The 17,515-nt window shown below is 62.7% G+C and carries 19 protein-coding genes; 13 read left to right on the top strand and 6 right to left on the bottom strand.

The genetic code is table 11. The features are described from left to right. Nucleotides 1–13: 13 nt before the first annotated feature. Both IB262_RS04960 and IB262_RS04965 read right to left on the bottom strand, forming a co-directional pair. Nucleotides 14–1,297: an O-acetylhomoserine aminocarboxypropyltransferase gene (locus IB262_RS04960; protein WP_034803656.1), complete on the bottom strand. Its 1,284-nt coding sequence runs from the start codon at nucleotides 1,295–1,297 to the stop codon at nucleotides 14–16. A gap of 204 nt (nucleotides 1,298–1,501) precedes the next feature. After that, nucleotides 1,502–1,930 (bottom strand): CoA-binding protein, encoded by a 429-nt coding sequence (locus tag IB262_RS04965; RefSeq protein ID WP_034803659.1) that lies wholly within the window; start codon nucleotides 1,928–1,930, stop codon nucleotides 1,502–1,504. 186 nt (nucleotides 1,931–2,116) lie between these two features. Here IB262_RS04965 and IB262_RS04970 point away from each other — a divergent pair, with 186 nt between their 5' ends. Next, nucleotides 2,117–2,953 (top strand): DMT family transporter, encoded by an 837-nt coding sequence (locus IB262_RS04970; protein WP_034804240.1) that lies wholly within the window; start codon nucleotides 2,117–2,119, stop codon nucleotides 2,951–2,953. 3 nt (nucleotides 2,954–2,956) lie between these two features. Here IB262_RS04970 and IB262_RS04975 read toward each other — a convergent pair whose 3' ends face one another. After that, the gene (locus IB262_RS04975) at nucleotides 2,957–3,778 is read right to left on the bottom strand and encodes an enoyl-CoA hydratase (protein WP_060580877.1); all 822 of its coding nucleotides are present in this window, start codon (nucleotides 3,776–3,778) and stop codon (nucleotides 2,957–2,959) included. A 167-nt stretch (nucleotides 3,779–3,945) separates the two neighbouring features. On the opposite strand from IB262_RS04975, the gene IB262_RS04980 reads away from it, so the two are divergent. The 4 genes from IB262_RS04980 to IB262_RS04995 all read left to right on the top strand — a co-directional run bounded on the left by IB262_RS04980 (nucleotide 3,946) and on the right by IB262_RS04995 (nucleotide 5,977). Further along, the gene (locus tag IB262_RS04980; RefSeq protein ID WP_043611470.1) at nucleotides 3,946–4,377 is read left to right on the top strand and encodes a PaaI family thioesterase; all 432 of its coding nucleotides are present in this window, start codon (nucleotides 3,946–3,948) and stop codon (nucleotides 4,375–4,377) included. A 225-nt stretch (nucleotides 4,378–4,602) separates the two neighbouring features. Then, nucleotides 4,603–5,067, top strand: coding sequence for a 50S ribosomal protein L13 (gene rplM / locus IB262_RS04985; RefSeq protein WP_057252379.1), 465 nt, complete (start codon nucleotides 4,603–4,605; stop codon nucleotides 5,065–5,067). Between the two features lie 2 nt (nucleotides 5,068–5,069). Further along, nucleotides 5,070–5,537: a 30S ribosomal protein S9 gene (gene rpsI, locus IB262_RS04990; protein WP_034803667.1), complete on the top strand. Its 468-nt coding sequence runs from the start codon at nucleotides 5,070–5,072 to the stop codon at nucleotides 5,535–5,537. 101 nt (nucleotides 5,538–5,638) lie between these two features. Continuing rightward, nucleotides 5,639–5,977 (top strand): antibiotic biosynthesis monooxygenase, encoded by a 339-nt coding sequence (locus tag IB262_RS04995; protein ID WP_060580878.1) that lies wholly within the window; start codon nucleotides 5,639–5,641, stop codon nucleotides 5,975–5,977. Nucleotides 5,978–6,013: 36 nt separating this feature from the next. On the opposite strand, the gene IB262_RS05000 is transcribed toward IB262_RS04995, so the two are convergent. Next, the gene (locus IB262_RS05000; RefSeq protein ID WP_060522181.1) at nucleotides 6,014–6,487 is read right to left on the bottom strand and encodes an Lrp/AsnC family transcriptional regulator; all 474 of its coding nucleotides are present in this window, start codon (nucleotides 6,485–6,487) and stop codon (nucleotides 6,014–6,016) included. Nucleotides 6,488–6,600: 113 nt separating this feature from the next. Between IB262_RS05000 and IB262_RS05005 the strand changes: the two genes are divergently transcribed. The 3 genes from IB262_RS05005 (at nucleotide 6,601) to argC (ending at nucleotide 9,560) form a co-directional block, all read left to right on the top strand. Beyond that, nucleotides 6,601–7,392 carry a phenylalanine 4-monooxygenase gene (locus IB262_RS05005; protein WP_034803671.1) on the top strand — a complete coding sequence of 264 codons (792 nt, stop codon included), beginning with the start codon at nucleotides 6,601–6,603 and terminating at the stop codon, nucleotides 7,390–7,392. Between the two features lie 127 nt (nucleotides 7,393–7,519). Then, nucleotides 7,520–8,482: an agmatinase gene (gene speB / locus IB262_RS05010; protein ID WP_112975693.1), complete on the top strand. Its 963-nt coding sequence runs from the start codon at nucleotides 7,520–7,522 to the stop codon at nucleotides 8,480–8,482. Nucleotides 8,483–8,627: 145 nt separating this feature from the next. Then, the gene (argC, locus tag IB262_RS05015; protein ID WP_112975756.1) at nucleotides 8,628–9,560 is read left to right on the top strand and encodes an N-acetyl-gamma-glutamyl-phosphate reductase; all 933 of its coding nucleotides are present in this window, start codon (nucleotides 8,628–8,630) and stop codon (nucleotides 9,558–9,560) included. 77 nt (nucleotides 9,561–9,637) lie between these two features. On the opposite strand, the gene IB262_RS05020 is transcribed toward argC, so the two are convergent. Further along, the gene (locus IB262_RS05020) at nucleotides 9,638–10,741 is read right to left on the bottom strand and encodes a COX15/CtaA family protein (RefSeq protein WP_060606641.1); all 1,104 of its coding nucleotides are present in this window, start codon (nucleotides 10,739–10,741) and stop codon (nucleotides 9,638–9,640) included. A gap of 173 nt (nucleotides 10,742–10,914) precedes the next feature. Here IB262_RS05020 and IB262_RS05025 point away from each other — a divergent pair, with 173 nt between their 5' ends. The 3 genes from IB262_RS05025 (at nucleotide 10,915) to IB262_RS05035 (ending at nucleotide 13,298) form a co-directional block, all read left to right on the top strand. Next, the gene (locus IB262_RS05025; RefSeq protein WP_034804246.1) at nucleotides 10,915–11,127 is read left to right on the top strand and encodes a DUF2842 domain-containing protein; all 213 of its coding nucleotides are present in this window, start codon (nucleotides 10,915–10,917) and stop codon (nucleotides 11,125–11,127) included. A 33-nt stretch (nucleotides 11,128–11,160) separates the two neighbouring features. Continuing rightward, the gene (locus IB262_RS05030; RefSeq protein ID WP_112975694.1) at nucleotides 11,161–11,901 is read left to right on the top strand and encodes a metallophosphoesterase family protein; all 741 of its coding nucleotides are present in this window, start codon (nucleotides 11,161–11,163) and stop codon (nucleotides 11,899–11,901) included. 173 nt (nucleotides 11,902–12,074) lie between these two features. Continuing rightward, nucleotides 12,075–13,298: a GNAT family N-acetyltransferase gene (locus tag IB262_RS05035; protein WP_246802595.1), complete on the top strand. Its 1,224-nt coding sequence runs from the start codon at nucleotides 12,075–12,077 to the stop codon at nucleotides 13,296–13,298. A gap of 57 nt (nucleotides 13,299–13,355) precedes the next feature. On the opposite strand, the gene IB262_RS05040 is transcribed toward IB262_RS05035, so the two are convergent. After that, nucleotides 13,356–15,539, bottom strand: a complete 2,184-nt coding sequence (locus IB262_RS05040) for an exopolysaccharide transport family protein (RefSeq protein ID WP_112975696.1) — start codon at nucleotides 15,537–15,539, stop codon at nucleotides 13,356–13,358. 203 nt (nucleotides 15,540–15,742) lie between these two features. Here IB262_RS05040 and IB262_RS05045 point away from each other — a divergent pair, with 203 nt between their 5' ends. After that, nucleotides 15,743–16,318: a polysaccharide biosynthesis/export family protein gene (locus tag IB262_RS05045; RefSeq protein WP_034804249.1), complete on the top strand. Its 576-nt coding sequence runs from the start codon at nucleotides 15,743–15,745 to the stop codon at nucleotides 16,316–16,318. 5 nt (nucleotides 16,319–16,323) lie between these two features. Next, on the top strand, nucleotides 16,324–17,496 hold the full coding sequence (locus IB262_RS05050; RefSeq protein ID WP_060522174.1) for a glycosyltransferase family 4 protein: 1,173 nt from the start codon (nucleotides 16,324–16,326) through the stop codon (nucleotides 17,494–17,496). Nucleotides 17,497–17,515: the final 19 nt, after the last annotated feature.

Consider the following 17,515-nt stretch of genomic DNA (forward strand, 5'->3'; position numbering starts at 1 on the left):
CGCAGCTAGTGTTTCAAAGCTTTGCCAACGACTGTTCGAGATCGGCGATGATGTCCGAGACATCCTCAATGCCAACCGACAGGCGCACGACGTCAGGGCCGGCGCCGGCCGCCACCTGCTGCTCGGGCGTCAGCTGGCGGTGCGTGGTCGAGGCTGGGTGAATGACGAGCGAGCGCGTGTCGCCAATATTGGCGAGGTGCGAGAACATTTCCAGCCCCTCGACGAAACGCTTGCCCGCCTCGTAGCCACCCTTTAGCCCGAAGGTGAAGACGGCACCGGCGCCCTTCGGCGAATAGCGCTGCTGCAGGGCGTGGTTCGGGTCGTCCTCCAGCCCGGCATAGTTGACCCAGGAAATCTTGTCGTGCGTCTTCAGCCACTTGGCGACCGCAAGTGCGTTGTCGCAATGGCGCTGCATGCGCAGCGGCAGCGTTTCGGAGCCCGTTACCAGCATGAAGGCATTGAACGGCGAGATCGCCGGACCGAAGTCGCGCAGGCCGAGGACGCGCGCGGCGATGGCGAAGGCGATGTTACCGAAGGTCTGATGCAGCACGACGCCGGCATACTCCGGACGCGGTTCGGACAGCATCGGATACTTGCCGGACTTCGACCAGTCGAAGGTGCCGCCATCGACGATGACGCCGCCCATGGAGTTGCCGTGGCCGCCGATGAACTTCGTCAGCGAATGCACGACGATATCGGCGCCATGCTCCAGCGGCCGCAACAGGTAAGGTGTGGCCATGGTGTTGTCGACGATCAGCGGCAGGTCGTGCTTGCGGGCAACCTCGGCGATGGCGGCAATATCGACGAAGGTGCCGCCGGGATTGGCGAGGCTCTCGATGAAGATCGCCTTGGTGCGCCGATCGATCTTCGCCTCAATGGAAGCCGGATCGGCAGGGTCGGCCCAGCGTACCTGCCAGTCGAAGGACTTGAAGGCGTGGCCGAACTGGTTGACCGAGCCGCCATAAAGCCGGTTGGCGGCAATGAAATTGTCGCCCGGGCTCATGATCGTGTGGAAGACGAGGAGCTGTGCGGCGTGGCCGGAGGCGACGGCGAGCGCCGCCGTGCCGCCTTCGAGCGCGGCAATACGCTCTTCGAGCACTGCCTGCGTCGGGTTCATGATGCGGGTATAGATGTTGCCGAACTGCTGGAGGCCGAAGAGTGCCGCCGCATGGTCGGTGTCGTTGAATACGAAGCTCGTCGTCTGGTAGATCGGCGTCGCCCGTGCACCCGTGGTCGGGTCAGGTTGCGCCCCCGCATGGATTGCGAGCGTATTGAAACCAGGATTGTCTTTCGTCATTTCGTCCCTCCCGTGACCAGAGCGCGGCCGCCAACCGGCGCGCCGGAGACGCTCTATCACCTTGAATCTACGCGTGAACCGCTATCGAACCTGCGCAGTTGCACGCGCAAGCCGCGGCACTATTCCAGAGCCTTCGCATGCGGTCAAAGAGGATTTTTCAAGAACTGACGGTTGTATGGTCCGCCGGCGATGTGCCGCCCGAGATCAGCCGATCAGGCGTGGATACTCGATCGCCGGACAGCGGTCCATGACCACCTTGATGCCGGCGGCTTCCGCTTTCGCCGCAGCGCCGTCATGGCGCACGGAGAGCTGGCCCCAGATCGCCTTCGGCAGGGTCTCCAACGCGAGGATCTCGTCGACGAGCGCCGGCAGGGCGTCGGCAGCGCGGAAGACGTCGACCATATCGATCGGCTCCTTGATATCGGCGAGCCGGCCGACCACGGCCTGGCCCTGGATGCTCTTGCCGACATGCCCGGGATTGATCGGGATCACCCGATAGCCCTTGCGCAGCAGAAACGCCATGACCCGATGGCTCGGACGCTCAGGATTCGGCGAAGCGCCGACAAGGGCGATCGTCTTGGTCTCGCGCAGGATGTCTGCGAGATAATAGTCCGGGTAAGCGTCGTGGTTCATCTGCAGCTTCGGATCCGTTCGTGTTAAACGGTCGTATAATGATGGCGAGGCCGGCCAAGTCAACCGTGCGGCCCGCTCGTCCCCCGCCAAAGATTGCCGCTTCCGCAAGACTTTCCGGTTGCTTTTGCGCCCGTGCGGCGCGACAAGCGTCTCAACGCCCGCTACACCGTTTCCGAGGTTTCAATCTTGCCGCTTGATGTCATTGCGCTCGTCCTGTTCGGGGCGTTGTTGCACGCGACCTGGAATGCGTTGGTCAAGGCGGGAACGGAAAAGTCGCTCGACGCTGCGATGATCGCGCTCGGGGCCGCAGCCGTCGCCATCCCCTTCCTGCCGTTCATGCCATTGCCCAAACCGGAAGCGTGGCCATACATCCTGGTTTCGGCACTGTTCCAGTTCGCCTATTTCCAGCTCGTCGCCGCATCCTATCGCGCCGGCGACATCGGCCTTGTCTATCCGCTGATGCGCGGAGCGGCGCCGTTGATCGTCGCGATGACCAGTGGGGCGTTGATCGGCGAAAAGCTCACCTTCGGAACGATGATCGGTATCCTAACGATCTCTGCCGGGGTGCTGACGCTCGCCTTCGAGTCGCGCAAGGGCGGCAAGAACGCGATCGTGCTTGCGCTGCTCAATGCCTGCGTCATCGCAAGTTACACCTTTGTCGACGGCATCGGCGCGCGCGTCTCGGGCAATGCGATCTCCTACACGCTGTGGATGGCGCTGCTGCCGCCGGTTCTGCTTTTCACCTGGGCCTTTGCCCGGCGCGGCATCAAGCCGGTCGCCCGCCACGTCTACAAGAACTGGTGGCGGGGCCTCATCGGCGGCGCCGGCTCGATCGGCGCCTATGGCTTGGCGCTCTGGGCGATGACCAAGGCGCCGGTTGCAACCGTCGCGGCACTCCGCGAGACCTCGATCCTCTTTGCCGTGGTGATCTCGGTCGTGTTCCTCAAGGAACCGGTCAGCGTCTGGCGCATCGCAGCGGCCTGCGTCATCGCGCTCGGCGCCCTGCTCCTGAAGCTCGCCTGAGCGTCAGTCTTCCTTCCATTCCGGCATGCGCTTGCCGAGGAATGCGCCGATACCGTCCTCTGCATCACGCGCGAGCATGTTCTCGACCATGACGCCGACGGCATAATCGTAGGCCTCTGGCAGGTCCATCTCCGCCTGGCGATAGAAGGCCTCCTTGCCGATCTTCAGCGCCTGTGGCGACTTCGAGGCAATGACTGCTGCGTATTTGTCGACCACCTGGCGCAGGTACTGTTGCGGTACGATGCGGTTGACGAGACCGAAATCCTTGGCGGTCGAAGCGTCGATGGTCTCGCCGGTGAGCAGCATTTCCATCGCCTGCTTGCGATGTGCCGCACGCGTGAGCGCGACCATCGGCGTCGAGCAGAAGAGGCCGATATTGACACCGGGCGTGCAGAAGGTGGAGCTGTCGGTGCAGATCGCGAGGTCACAGCTTGCGACTAGCTGGCAGCCAGCTGCCGTTGCCAAACCATCGATCTCGGCGATGACGGCCTGCGGCAGCCGGGTGATTTTCAGCATGAGATCGCCGCAGAGGCGGATCGTCCGTTCGAAGAAGGCCCTGCCGCGGTCGTCGTCTTCGCGGTGCGCAGTCATTTCTTTCAGATCGTGACCGGCGGAAAACAGCTTGCCCGTGGCGGCGAGCACGACGACCCTGATGTCCTTGGAGGTGGCGACCGCATCGAACTCGGCGTGCAGCGCCTCCATCATGGCGATCGACAGCACGTTGGCCGGCGGGTTGTTGAGCGTCAGCCGCAAGACGGGCCCAGACTGCTCACGCAGCAGCAGGCCGTTCGGCTCTTCCTTCTTGAACGACACGACGTCGGCCATCTTCTTCTCCTGAAACTTGAATTTGGTTGGTGGTACGCCGGCGACGCGTGCCGTGCAAGCCGACAGGCACACCCCGGTGACGCATTCCGCCTACGACCATTTTCCGCCTTGCGTCCGGCCACCAGCCGGTTTCAGGTGACGGACAGACATGTTGAAGGACAGAATGCATGACCATCGAGCCGATCATGACCGTCGACGACCTCAACCGATTTCTCGACACAGATTTCCCGCAGGTCCATACCGACGGCAAGGTCTTCCATGTCACGGCTGTTGGACCCGGCTTTGCCACCATGCGGCTCGACCCGAACGAACGGCATATCCGGCCAGGCGGCACGGTTTCCGGCCCTACCCTTTTCGCGCTCGCGGACGTCTCGGCCTATATCGCATTGATCGCCCATATCGGACCGGTTGCGCTTGCCGTCACCACCAATCTCAACATCAACTTCCTGCGCAAGCCCGAGCCGGAACCGCTCGAATGCACCTGCCGCATCCTCAAACTCGGCAAGCGGCTCGCCGTTCTCGACGCGTCGATCGTCAAGGTTGGCGACGACGACCTCGTTGCGCATGCCACAGCGACCTATTCGATTCCGCCGCGATAATTTGTGGTATCAAAATACCATACATATAACATATTGTTTTTGCTTATCTTTATTTCCATGCCGCAGATTTCGCGTTCTTGACGCTTGTTTCGCACTTGCGTATAAGCTGCCGCAGATCGCGGTCCTCTGAGGGCCGCTTTCTCTTTTGCCCGGGAAACTGGACAAAACCAAGCAACAAGAAACGCCCAGCGGTTCGCCGCTCGGGTCCAAAGAAAGATTTTTGATATGGCAACCTTCGTTCAGAAGCCTGCAGAGGTGGAGAAGAAGTGGATCATCATCGACGCCGAAGGCCTCGTTGTTGGTCGCCTCGCTTCCCTCATCGCAAACCGCCTGCGCGGCAAGCACAAAGCTACCTTCACCCCGCATGTTGACGACGGCGACAACGTCATCGTCATCAACGCCGAGAAGGCAGTTCTGACGGGCAAGAAGTACACCGACAAGAAGTACTACTGGCACACCGGCTACCCCGGCGGCATCAAGGAGCGCACCGCGCGCCAGATCATCGAAGGCCGCTTCCCGGAGCGCGTCATCGAGAAGGCCGTCGAGCGCATGGTTCCGCGCGGTCCGCTTGGCCGTCGCCAGATGAAGAACCTGCGCGTATACGCAGGCGCCAACCACCCGCATGAAGCACAGCAGCCGGCCGTCCTCGACGTCGCCAAGCTGAACAGCAAGAACACAAGGAGCGCCTGATAATGGCTGACCTTTCCGCTCTCAAGGAAATCGCCACGACCGCGGAACCGGCTGCTCCGGTTCACGTCAAGAAGGTCGACGCCCAGGGTCGCTCCTACGCGACCGGCAAGCGTAAGGACGCTGTCGCCCGCGTATGGGTCAAGCCGGGCACCGGCAAGATCACCATCAACGGCAAGCCCTACGCGGCTTACTTCGCCCGTCCGGTTCTGCAGATGATCCTGCAGCAGCCGATCGTCGCTGCTGCCCGTGACGGCCAGTTCGACATCGACGCGACCGTTGCTGGCGGTGGTCTTTCCGGCCAGGCCGGTGCCGTTCGTCACGGCATCTCCAAGGCACTCACCTACTTCGAACCGGGCCTGCGCTCGGTCCTGAAGCGCGGTGGCTTCCTCACCCGCGACAGCCGCGTGGTCGAGCGTAAGAAGTACGGCCGTGCGAAGGCACGTCGTTCGTTCCAGTTCTCGAAGCGTTAATCGCTTCAACTGCGACACTTGGAAGGCGGGGCTTTGCTCCGCCTTTTTTTGTTATCATCCGCCCCACCGTTTCCCGCAACGTCGAACCCTCGAGGCACAGCATGACAAGCTCCCCCGTCGCCAAGACCCCAGAGCCGCCCTATTACATCGTCACGTTCGCCTCGCGGCGCACCGCAGGCGACCACGGCTACGACAACATGGGAGACGAAATGGAGCGACTTGCGCGCGAGCAGCCGGGTTTTCTCGGTCTCGAAAGCGTGCGCGGCGCCGACGGCTTCGGCCTAACCAATTCCTACTGGGCGGATGAGGAGAGCATCGCGGCCTGGAAAAACAATGTCCGCCACCTGACGGCCCAGCGCCTCGGCCGCGAGCGCTGGTACGAGGATTATCAGGTTCGTGTGGGCAAGATCGAGCGCCAATACGGTTTCGAACGCCCCTAGTTCTGCGGCTGCGCACGGTCGCCGCCGGCAAGCGGGCTAAATCGGCAACTCCGTCGTCGACTTGAGTTCGCGCAGGACGAAGCTCGACACCACGGTGCGCACATGGGGATTGCGCATCAGATAGCGCGTCATGAAGGTATCGTAGCTTTCGACGTCGTTGGCGCGGATCTTCAGCATGTAGTCGAATGTGCCAGATAGAGCGTAGCACTCCATGATCTCCGGCCGGTCGCGCACGACGGCGGAAAAGGCGGCAATCGCCTCGTCGTGATGATCTTCGAGCGTCACATGGGCGATGATGCAGAGTTTCAGGTCGAGCTTTGCCGGATCGAGCAGCGCCACGCGCTTGCGAATGACGCCATCCGTCTCCAGTTCCTGCAGCCGCCGCCAGGCCGAGCTTTGCGACATGCCAGCTTTCTCCGCGAGATCGGAGAGCGACTGGCCGCTATCGGCCTGAATGAGCCGCAGCAGCTTTCGCACGGGCTGAAGACTTTCTTTCACATCAGCAGGCATTTCGAATTTTCCTCCCGGGATCAGGCGTCAACCTGGCAAGTGTGGAACAAATACTCGCTCCATCCGCGATACAATTGCAACAGGAGAGTTCATCTGACGAATGAGGAGACGTCATGACGAAGGAAAGCAGCTACACGGCCAAACTGCCGGAACCGGACGGCACCTATCACTATACCCCGGAAGAAGATGCAATCTGGGGCGAACTGTACCAGCGGCAGATGAAGCTTCTGGCCGACAAGGCGTGCGACGAATACCTCGAGGGCGCCAAGACGCTCGATCTCGGCCCTGACCACGTGCCGCAGTTGAAGGACGTGAACCGCCGCCTTGCCGAAACCACCGGCTTCGGTGTCGAAGGTGTTCCCGCCCTCATTCCGCCGTCCCGCTTCTACGAACTGCTGTCCCAAGGCAAGTTTCCGCTGGCGACCTTCATTCGCCGCCGCGAGCATATCGATTACATCGAAGAACCCGACATCTTCCACGAGGTCTTCGGTCACTGCCCGCTATTGACCAACCAGAGCTACGCCAATTTCGTCCGCCGCTTCGGCGAAAAGGCGGTTTCGCTCGGCAAGGGCTATTCCTGGCACATGTTCCGGATCTTCTGGTTCACCGTCGAGTTCGGGCTGATCAACACGTCGAAGGGCCGCCGCTGCTATGGCGCCGGCATCGTGTCTTCGCCGAACGAGACACGGAATGCGATGGGAACTCCAGGCGTCGAGTTCCGCCCGTTCGACCTGATGACTGTGCTGCGTACACCCTATCGCATCGATATCGTCCAGCCGATCTATTACGTGATCGACAGTTTCGCCCAGCTGGAAACGATCATCGAAGAGGATATCGCCGCGCGCATCACCGAAGCCAAGGCGCTTGGCGATTTCGCCCCGACCTACGAAGCCAAGGCCTCGTAATCGCCGAAGAAACGGCCGGCAGGGCCTTGCCTTGCCGGCAACGATTGTCCAACCTTCCGCCACCACAGGTTTGAGCGGGATGCGCGCAGAGGATGCGCGCTTTCCGGCTCCGAGGCAGAGGCGGGATATGGCGAACAGGACGATCGATCATGCGCTGACGGCGCGCTCACTCACATCGGCGGCGTCCGATCCGACCCATGCCGGGATTCTCTCCTTCATGCGCCGCAAATATTCGAAGCAGTTGAAGGGTGTCGATGCCGTCGTCTGGGGCATTCCCTTCGACGCCGCCACTTCGAACCGCCCCGGCGCGCGCTTCGGGCCGCAGGCGATCCGCCGCGCCTCGGCAATCTTCGACAACGATCCGCAGTACCCGTTCGACCGCGATCTCTTCGCGGAGATGGCGACGGTCGACTATGGCGACTGCCTCCTCGACTATGGCAATCATTCGAAGACGCCGGCAACGATCGAACGCGAAGCGACCAAGATCATCAGGAGTGGCGCCTATCTGCAGACGCTCGGCGGCGACCACTTCGTCACCTACCCGATCCTGAAGGCGCAGGCGGCTCTGCACGGCCCCCTCGCCCTCGTCCAGTTCGACGCCCACCAGGATACCTGGCCGGATGAACGCGGGCGCATCGACCACGGCTCCTTTGTCGGCCGTGCGGCGCGCGAGGGCCTGATCGATACAGATGCCTCGATCCAGATCGGCATCCGCACGCACGCGCCTGAGGATTGCGGCATCCGCATTCTGTATGGCTACGACGTCGAAGAGATGAGCGCTGGCAAGATCGCCGAGACGATCATAAGGCAGGTCGGCGAGCGCAAGGCCTATCTGACCTTTGATATCGACTGCCTCGACCCGGCTTACGCGCCTGGCACCGGCACACCGGTCGCCGGCGGCCCGTCGAGTGCCAAGATCCTCTCTGTCCTGCGCAAGCTCGGAGCGCTGACCGTGGTCGGCAGCGACGTCGTCGAAGTGGCGCCAGCCTATGACCATGCCGACGTCACCGCAATCGCCGGTGCGACGGTCGCGATGTATATGCTGGGCCTGCATGCGGAGAAGCTTGCCGAGCGTGCGCCGCTTCGCTGAGCGCTGCCGTTGCGGTGAATGGCCGCTGCTTATATAGGAACAGGTGGGTTTGGCGGCGTTCCGCCGGCCCGTTGAGAAATTGATTCAATTCTATGCCAGAATGATTCCGGAACGGCTTCTAACTGTCTGGCAGAACGGGAAAATCATGAAACCGAAGATCTTCATCGATGGCGAACACGGCACCACGGGCCTGCAGATCCGCACGCGCATGGCCGGCCGTAGCGATCTCGAACTGCTTTCCATTCCGGAAGCGGAACGACGCAACGCCGCGATGCGAGAAGATCTTCTGAACGAAGCAGACATCGCCATCCTCTGCCTGCCGGACGACGCCTCGCGCGAGGCGGTTTCGATGGTCTCGGGCAACAACAAGGTCCGCATCATCGACACGTCGACCGCGCATCGCATTGCGCCCGACTGGGCCTATGGCTTTGCCGAAATGGACAAGGCGCAGCCGGAGAAGATCCGCAGCGCCCGTTGCGTCGCCAATCCCGGTTGCTATCCGACCGGCGCGATCGGCGTGATCCGGCCGCTGCGCCAGGCCGGCATCCTGCCGGACGGCTATCCGGTGACGGTCAACGCGGTCTCCGGCTACACGGGCGGCGGCAAGCAGATGATCGCGCAGATGGAAGACGCGACCAATGCGGATCACATCAGCGCACCGCACTTCCTCTACGGCCTGACGCTCAAGCACAAGCATGTGCCCGAGATGAAGATGCACGGGCTGCTCGACCGCGCACCGGTCTTTGCGCCCTCGGTCGGCAAGTTCGCACAGGGCATGATCGTCCAGGTGCCGCTCTATCTCGAAGACCTCGCCGCCGGCACGACGCTGGAGACGATCCATGCTGCAATCGTCGCGCATTATGCCGACCAGTCGATCGTCGAGGTCGTGCCGCTCCAGGAGAGTGAAAAGCTCGGCCGCATCGACGCCACCGAGCTTGCCGGCAAGGACACGATGAAGCTTTTCGTCTTCGGCACCCCTGGCGGCAACCATGTGAACCTCGTCGCCCTGCTCGACAATCTCGGCAAGGGCGCTTCGGGCGCGGCGGTCCAGAACATGGACCTGATGCTGTCGGCCTGATCGGCACTGAGCTCAAAACAAAAGACCCCGGCGAGCCGCTCGCCGGGGTCTTTTCTTTTTCCGGAGCTCGTCCGGCGTCAGTCGCGCAATTCGATCGCCGTCGACCGCGGATACTCGCCGTAGAAACCGCGCCAGTGGGCGATGGCAAAGCCAAGCACCACAAGCGCGCCACCCTGGTGCGCCACGCCCCAGCCGACCGGCACCTGCAGCACCAGCGTGGTGATGCCGATCACCGCCTGCACCGAGACGAGCAGGAACAGGAGCACGGCGCGGCGCGCATGGGTGGTTTCGGGTGCGGCCCGCAGCGAGGCAATCATGTGCATCAGTGCGAAGGCAAAGAGCACATAGGCGCCAATGCGGTGGACGAACTGGACCGTCTTCGGGTTCTCGAACAGGTTGATCCACCAGGGCTGCTGCAGGAACAGGTCCTGCGGGATGATCGCGCCATCCATCAGCGGCCAGGTGTTGTAGCTGAAGCCGGCATCGAGACCGGCGACGAGCGCGCCGAGATAGATCTGGAACAGACTGAAGATGGCGATGATCGCCGCCATCTTGCGCGAACGGTCGGTGGGCGCCGTGTCATTCGAATGCGCGCTCAGCCCGCGGAAGATCCACATACAGGCGGCAAAGATCAGACAGGCGATGACGAGATGCGTCGCAAGCCGGTACTGGCTGACCTCGGTGCGCTCCACGAGGCCCGATGAAACCATCCACCACCCGATGAACCCCTGGAAACCGCCAAGCGCAAGGATACCGAGCAGCGGCATGCGCAGCTTGCGCTCGACCTTTCCGGTGAACCAGAAATAGGCAAGCGGCAACGCGAAGATCAGGCCGATGGTGCGGGCAAGCAGACGGTGCGCCCATTCCCACCAGAAGATCGTCTTGAACTCGTCGACCGTCATGCTGCTGTTCATCTGCTGATACTGCGGAATGCGCTGGTAGAGCTGGAATTCCTCTTCCCACTCGGCGACCGTCAGCGGCGGGATCACGCCATGGATCGGCTTCCACTCGGTGATGGAGAGGCCCGATTCGGTAAGCCGCGTCGCGCCGCCGACGAGCACCAGGGCAAAGAGGGTGAACAGCACGACTGCCAGCCAGCCGCGGATCTGCCGGCGGTTGCGGTCGGTCCTGCCGATCTCGTTTCGAAGCATTTGTTCAGTCGCCATTTCGACGCCGGCCATCATGTTCCCTCTGGTGTCGCAGGGTTGTCGGCGGTGCAACCGGACGGATCAACGGTCGCACCTTCAGGAAAGCCGTTGATTTGCACCAGAGCGGCATGCAAAACAAGGCCGAAACCTTTGCGGCATGCGGTCGCGGCCGCTCCGCGCGCATTTGCCCATGTGAAAGATATGAAATGCCCGTACGCCTCAGAAAGCTGATCGGCACGATCCTGATCATCATCCTCGTCGTCGTCTATGCGCTGGCCGCCGTCACCTTCGCCTCGCTGCTGCTCGGCGCTGCCCCCTGGTACGTGCATCTGGCCTACTTCTTCTTCACCGGCCTGCTCTGGATATTGCCGGCCATGCTGATCATCAAATGGATGGAAAAACCCGCCAAGGATCGTTGATCCTCAATCCGGTAGCCATTCGGGGGGACGCCCATGCGACTTGCAGTTCTCGCTGACATCCACGGCAACGACCTTGCGCTCGAAGCGGTGCTCGCCGACATCGATGCGCAAGGGATCACCGATATCGTCAATCTTGGCGACCATCTGAGCGGCCCCCTCAATGCCGCACGCACGGCCGACATCCTCATCAAAAGGGCGATCCTTTCGATCCGCGGCAATCACGATCGCTATCTTTTGACCATGGATCCGCATGAAATGGGGCAATCTGATCGCGCAGCCTATGATCAATTGCAGCCGCAGCACCGCGAATGGCTGGCGACCCTGCCCGTCGCACACGTCCACGAGGAAGCGTTCTTCCTGTGCCATGCGACGCCGACCGATGACGAGACCTACTGGCTGGAGGCCCTGACGGCCGATGGCACCGTCCACATGGCGCAGCATTCGGCCATCGAAGCGAAAGCAGCCGGCGTCGACTATCCGGTTATCCTCTGCGGCCACACCCATATCCAGCGCGCCGTGCGGCTTTCCGACGGCCGCCTCGTCGTCAATCCCGGCAGCGTCGGCTGCCCCGGGTATGACGACGACCAACCGGTGCCGCACAAGGTCGAAGCGGGCTCCCCGGACGCCCGCTACGCGATCATCGAGAAATCGGCCTCGGGGTGGCACGTCACCTTCCGCAATGTCCCCTATGACTGGATGGCAATGTCCCAGCTTGCGGCCAGCCGCAACCGCATGGAATGGGCAAAGGCGTTGGCCACCGGCTTTCTCGATTGAATTTTGCGCGCGCTTCACATTCCTCGCTTCACGCTTTGCTAACCGCGTTCGCCGGTTATTCCCAATCGGCTTCATAAGTATTCCCGAATTAAAGCGATCGTAGCGGGCTTGAGGTTCAATCTCTCCGCAACAAGGACCGGACGGCACCTGCGATGACGAACTCGGAACTCACCATGGACGGCTCCGGCGACCGCCGCGCGCACGCGTCCTTGCGTGCAGATCCGACCGATGCCGCCGGCCGCTTCGAAATCTCGCTTCACCGCAATATGGAGGCGCTCGAAACCGAGTGGCGCGTGCTCGACGGTCTTCCTGAGAACTCGCTGCATCATGCCTATCAATGGTGCAGCGCCTGGGCTGCGACCCATGTCAGCGACCTGGCCGTTCTGCGCGTTACCTTCGACGGCGAACTCCTGCTCGTCCTGCCGCTGGAAGTGGCGCGCGGACGCTTGTTTCGAACGGCAAAGCTGATCGGAACCGAGCATAGCAACCTCAACACCGGGCTCTTTGCCCCCAACGCCGCGGCGATCATCAGCACGCCCGCGCTTGCCGACGCGCTTGCCCGCGCCATCTGTGGCGCACTGCGCGGCCTTGCCGACATCGTCATGCTCGATCGTCTACCGAGTGACTGGCGCGGCGCCCCCAGCCCCTTCGCGCTGCTTTCGGGCGTTGCCAATCCCAACCCGTCGTTTCAGCTTCCCCTTCTCGGTGGCATTCAGCCGACACTGGCCCAGCTCAACGCCAAGCGGCGGCGCAAGAAGATGCGCATTTCCGAGCGACGGCTGGCTGAAACGGGCGGCTACGACTATGTGGTCGCGCGTACGGGTGACGAGGCCCACGCGCTGCTTGATACCTTCTTTCGGCAGAAGGCGACGCGTTTTGCTGCGCTCGGCCTTCCCGATGTCTTCCAGGACAAGGAAACGCAGGCGTTTTTCCATGAGCTCGCCGCCCGTATGGGCGACGACGTTCAACTCATGGAACTCAATGCCATCCGCCTGCGGGGCGAAAACGACGGCCGCATCGTCGCCGTCGCCGGACTTTCCCGCAAGGCAGATCACGTGATCTGCCAGTTCGGGTCGATCGACGAAGCTTTGGCCGGCGATGCCAGCCCGGGTGAATTGCTATTTTACCGCATGATCGAGCGCCTATCGGGGGAAGGCGTGCGCCTGTTCGATTTCGGCGTCGGCGACCAGCCCTACAAACGCTCCTGGTGCACGATCGAGACACCGCTGCGCGACATCGTGTTGCCGGTGACGTTCGCCGGCCGGCTCGCAGGCCTGCGGCATCACCTCGTCGTGAGGGCAAAAAGGGCGATCAAGGCGAACCGGGCCGTTTATGCCCGCATCCAGCGCACGCGACGGCACAGGCAAGACAAGACCTTCGACAGCAGCGCCGACTGATAACCGAGATAAGAGGACGGGGCCCAGGCGCGTTGTCGCCGGTGGCCGGCGACACCATTATGCCGCGTCGCGGTCCGGGTATTCGGGGTCCGATTGTACCTGGCCGGTCATCAGCACGATGTCGCGATAGCCCGCTGCGCCGAATCCGGTCAGCACCTCGACGATCCGCTCATCGCTCACCGACGGCGCCGACAGGATGATTTCCGCGCCATCGCGGCCAGCGATCTTCTCAACAGCCATTTCATCGGCAGGGCCGCATTCGAGCAGGACGAGATCATAGGCGTTGGTCAAGGCGTCGATGATCATCTTCAGCCGGTCGATGCCGCGCATCGCCTGACGCGGATCGGCATCGCCCTGAGGAATGATGTGCGCGTCGGAAAAACGGTCGGCGTGGATCGTGTCCGTGAAGGGCACCTCCCCCGCCAGCAGGTTGGTGATACCAGGAAGCTGCTGCGAGCGCGCCATCAGGCGTGTCGGGCAGGCAGAACCCGTCAGGTCGATCAATACGACCTTCAGCTCCTCTTCTGCCAGCAACCGGGCGAGCATCACGGTGGCGGTAGAACCCTCGTCTCCGCCGGGCGAAACCGAAATCGCAACGCGCACGTTGGTGGCGCGCAGATGCTCGGCGACGGCCTCGATCGAGAAATCCGCCTCGGCGGCCTCTTCCTCAATGTCCGGTGCAAGCGACACGTCCATCGCAGGCAGCAAGTCGACGGCGTCATCTGCGGCGGGCGCAATTGCAGGCGAAGCCTGAGCCATCTCGACCGGCGGCAAATCGGCGACGCTTGCGGCGAGCGCCGGACGCGGGTGGACCGGTGCCCGTTCGCCCGTAGCCGCGACCGGCCGCAAGGCTCGTCCGCTGAAAAGCTCGCCGAGCATGATTCCAATGCAGGTCAGGAGGAACGTGGCAAGCGCTGCGACGATCGTGATCGGCAGCACTTTCGGGAAGCTCGCGCCGGTCGGAACCACGGCACTCGAAATGACCCGCGCATCGGCCGGCGTCGCATTCTCCACCGTGCGCGATGTCGCTTCGCGATAGCGCGCGAGATAGGTCTCCAGCAATTGCCGCTGCGCCGTTGCCTCGCGCTCGAGCGCGCGCAGCCCCACCTCTTCTTCGCCCGCCCGAGCTGACTGCGCCTTCAGCGCATTCAGCTGCTGGGTCAACTGCTGTTCGCGCAGTTCACCGACCTTCGCCTCGTTTTCGAGGCTCGTCAGGATCTTGCGGGTCTCGGTGCCGATCTGGCCGCGGATGCCTTCGAGCTGCGACTTCAGCGCCTTCAGGCGCGGATGACCGTCGAGCAGGGTCGTCGAAAGATCGGCGACCTGCGCCTGGAGATTGGCCTCGGTTTCCTTCAGCCGCTGGATCATCTGTGAACCGACGACGTCGGCGATGGTGTCCGGCGCGCGGCCGCTCGCAAGCGCCGAACGCACGCCGGCGGCACGCGCCTCCGCATTGGCACGCTCGCCGCGCACCCGGGTCAGCTCCGTCGAGATGTCCGTGAGCTGCCGCGTCGCGAAGTTGGTGGTTTCGCCGGTTGGCAGCAGATCCGACGAGGCGCGATAGGCCGCCACCTTCGCCTCGGCGTCGCGCACCTTCTCGCGCAGATTGGCGATCTCCGGTTCGAGCCAGCGTGTCGCCTCGGAATTGGTGTCGAGTTTCGCACCGCTCTGGAGCGCCAGGAAGACCTTCGCCATCTCGTTGGGCACGGCGGCCGCAAGCTGGCGGTCCTTCGAGGTGAAGCCAATCGCGATCACCCGCGACTTCTCCACCTGGTAGACCTGGAGCTTGTCGGAGAATTCCTTGAGCACCCTCTCCTCGGGCGGCATCTCCAGCGGGTTCTTCTTCAGCCCGAGCATGACGAGAAGATCCGAAAGCGCCGAGGGCGCCGACGACGGGTCGAATTCCTTGAGCTCATAGAGCTTCATGTTGCGGGCGACCTGCTTGATGAGGTCGGCCGACTTGAGCACCTGTACCTGGCTGAGGATGCCGGATTCGTCGAAGACGCGGTCGGCGCCCGCCTGGGAAGCCTGGTTGGGGCCGCTGAACTCCGGCTCGCGCGATTCGATGAGCACACGGGTTTCGCTCTGGTAATCCGGCGCGATCATCTTTGCTGCGCCGAAGGCAAGCGCCGCCACAGCGACGGTGGCGAGCAAAACCTTGACGCGCCGATCCCAGACGGCGCGAAACAGGCCGCCGAGGTCGATATCCACATCCTGTTGTGCGCTGCCGCTTCCCGACATGCTAGTCGCTCCGAACCTTCAAATCTCGCCGGACCGTAAAGGAACATGGTAACGCAAGGGTTAATGCGATCAACCTGCGGATGATAAAGACGGGGCGGTATCGCCAGGTCTCCGCGAAAATTCTACCGCGAGTTTACCTGCTATTAACCCTAACGGACCGATAACGTCACAAAAGCTGGTCGTTTCCGGAGCCTATGAACCGCATGTCCACCGCAGCTATCAAGACGGGTCTCGCGATCACGGCGGCAGCGCTGTCGATGTTGCTCGGCGGCTGCACGAGCTACCAGCCCGCACCCAAGGCCTTCAGTGAAGCCACGATCCAGCCCTATCGGCTCGACAGCGGCGACCGCCTGCGCATCAATGTCTTCGAACAGGCCGGTCTCAGCGGCACTTACACGGTCGATCAGGCCGGTTACGTCGCCTTCCCCCTGATCGGCACCGTCGCCTCGCGCGGCAGGACGCTACCCGAACTGGAGGGCATGATCGCCGCCAAGCTGAAGCAGGGCTATCTGCGCGATCCAGACGTCACGATCGAGGTCGATCGCTACCGTTCCGTCTTCATCATGGGCGAAGTCGGCCAGGCTGGCCAATATGCCTATGTGCCCGGCATGACCGTGCAGAACGCGATCGCGGTCGCCGGCGGCTTCTCTCCGCGCGCCAATCAGTCGAACGCCGACATCACGCGCAAGATCAATGGCCGCATCATCACCGGCCGGGTTCCGATCACCGACGCGGTTCTTGCCGGCGACACGATCTATGTTCGCGAACGCCTGTTCTGATCTCGATGCAACAAGAGCGGCCTTTGCGCATCATCCACTGCTTCAGGTCGCCTGTCGGCGGGATATTCCGCCACGTGCGCGACCTGGCCGAGGCGCATGCCAAGGCCGGCCATGAGGTCGGGATCCTCTGCGACAGCACGACAGGCGGCAGTCACGAGGATCGGTTGTTCGACGAAATCCGCCCCTATCTGGCGCTCGGCCTGATACGGATGCCGATCCATCGCTCGGTCGGGCCGTCAGATTTTGCCGCGTTGTGGCGCGGCTATAAGGAAATCAGAAGTTTGCGACCGGATGTGTTGCATGGGCACGGCGCCAAAGGCGGCGTCATTGCCCGGCTCATCGGTTCAGCCTTGCGGGTCAACAGGTATCGCGTAGCCCGCCTCTATTCGCCGCATGGCGGCAGCCTGCACTACCGTCCAGGCTCTATGACAGGCCGGCTGGTCTTCCCGGCGGAGCGGATCCAGCAGCGGATTACCGACGCCCTCGTCTTCGTCTGCGATTTCGAGCGGCAGACCTATTTCGCAAAGGTCGGCGCGCCACGTGAGCGCAACGAACTGATCTACAACGGCATCGACGACCGGGAGTTCGAGACCGTCCCGCCTGGGCCGGATGCGGTCGACTTTCTCTATATCGGCATGATGCGGGACCTGAAGGGTCCCGATCTGTTTGTGGAAGCTTTCGCCCAGACCGAAAGGCTTGTCGGCAGGCCGCTGTCGGCGCTGATGATCGGCGACGGCCCGCAGCAGCAGGAATACAGCGATCTGGTGCTGCAGCAGGGCCTCGCCCGCCGCATCCGCATGCAGCCGGCGATGAAGACGCGCGAGGCCTTCGCGCTGACGCGCAACATCGTCGTTCCCTCGCGCGCCGAGTCCATGCCCTATATCGTGCTCGAGGCGCTTGCCGCGCGGAAGCCGGTCATCGCCAGCCGTGTCGGCGGCATCCCGGAAATTCTCGGACGCGACAGCACCGCACTTGCCGAACCCGCCAATGCCCGGTCGCTCGCCGACATCATGGCCCGTGCAATCACCGAGAAGGACTGGGCGGCACGTGTGATGCCCGATCCGAGCACGTTCAAGTCGCAATTTGCAGCTTCGGTAATGTCGGCGGATATGCTAAGCCTCTATCGGGAATTGTGCCGTTACCAGCCGCCCGCCGATAGCGTGTTGCCCACAACGTAAGCGTTTCTTAGTGGCTTTC

Source organism: Ensifer sp. ENS02, from assembly GCF_014851885.1.
In the GTDB taxonomy this organism is placed as follows: Bacteria; Pseudomonadota; Alphaproteobacteria; order Rhizobiales; family Rhizobiaceae; genus Ensifer; species Ensifer adhaerens.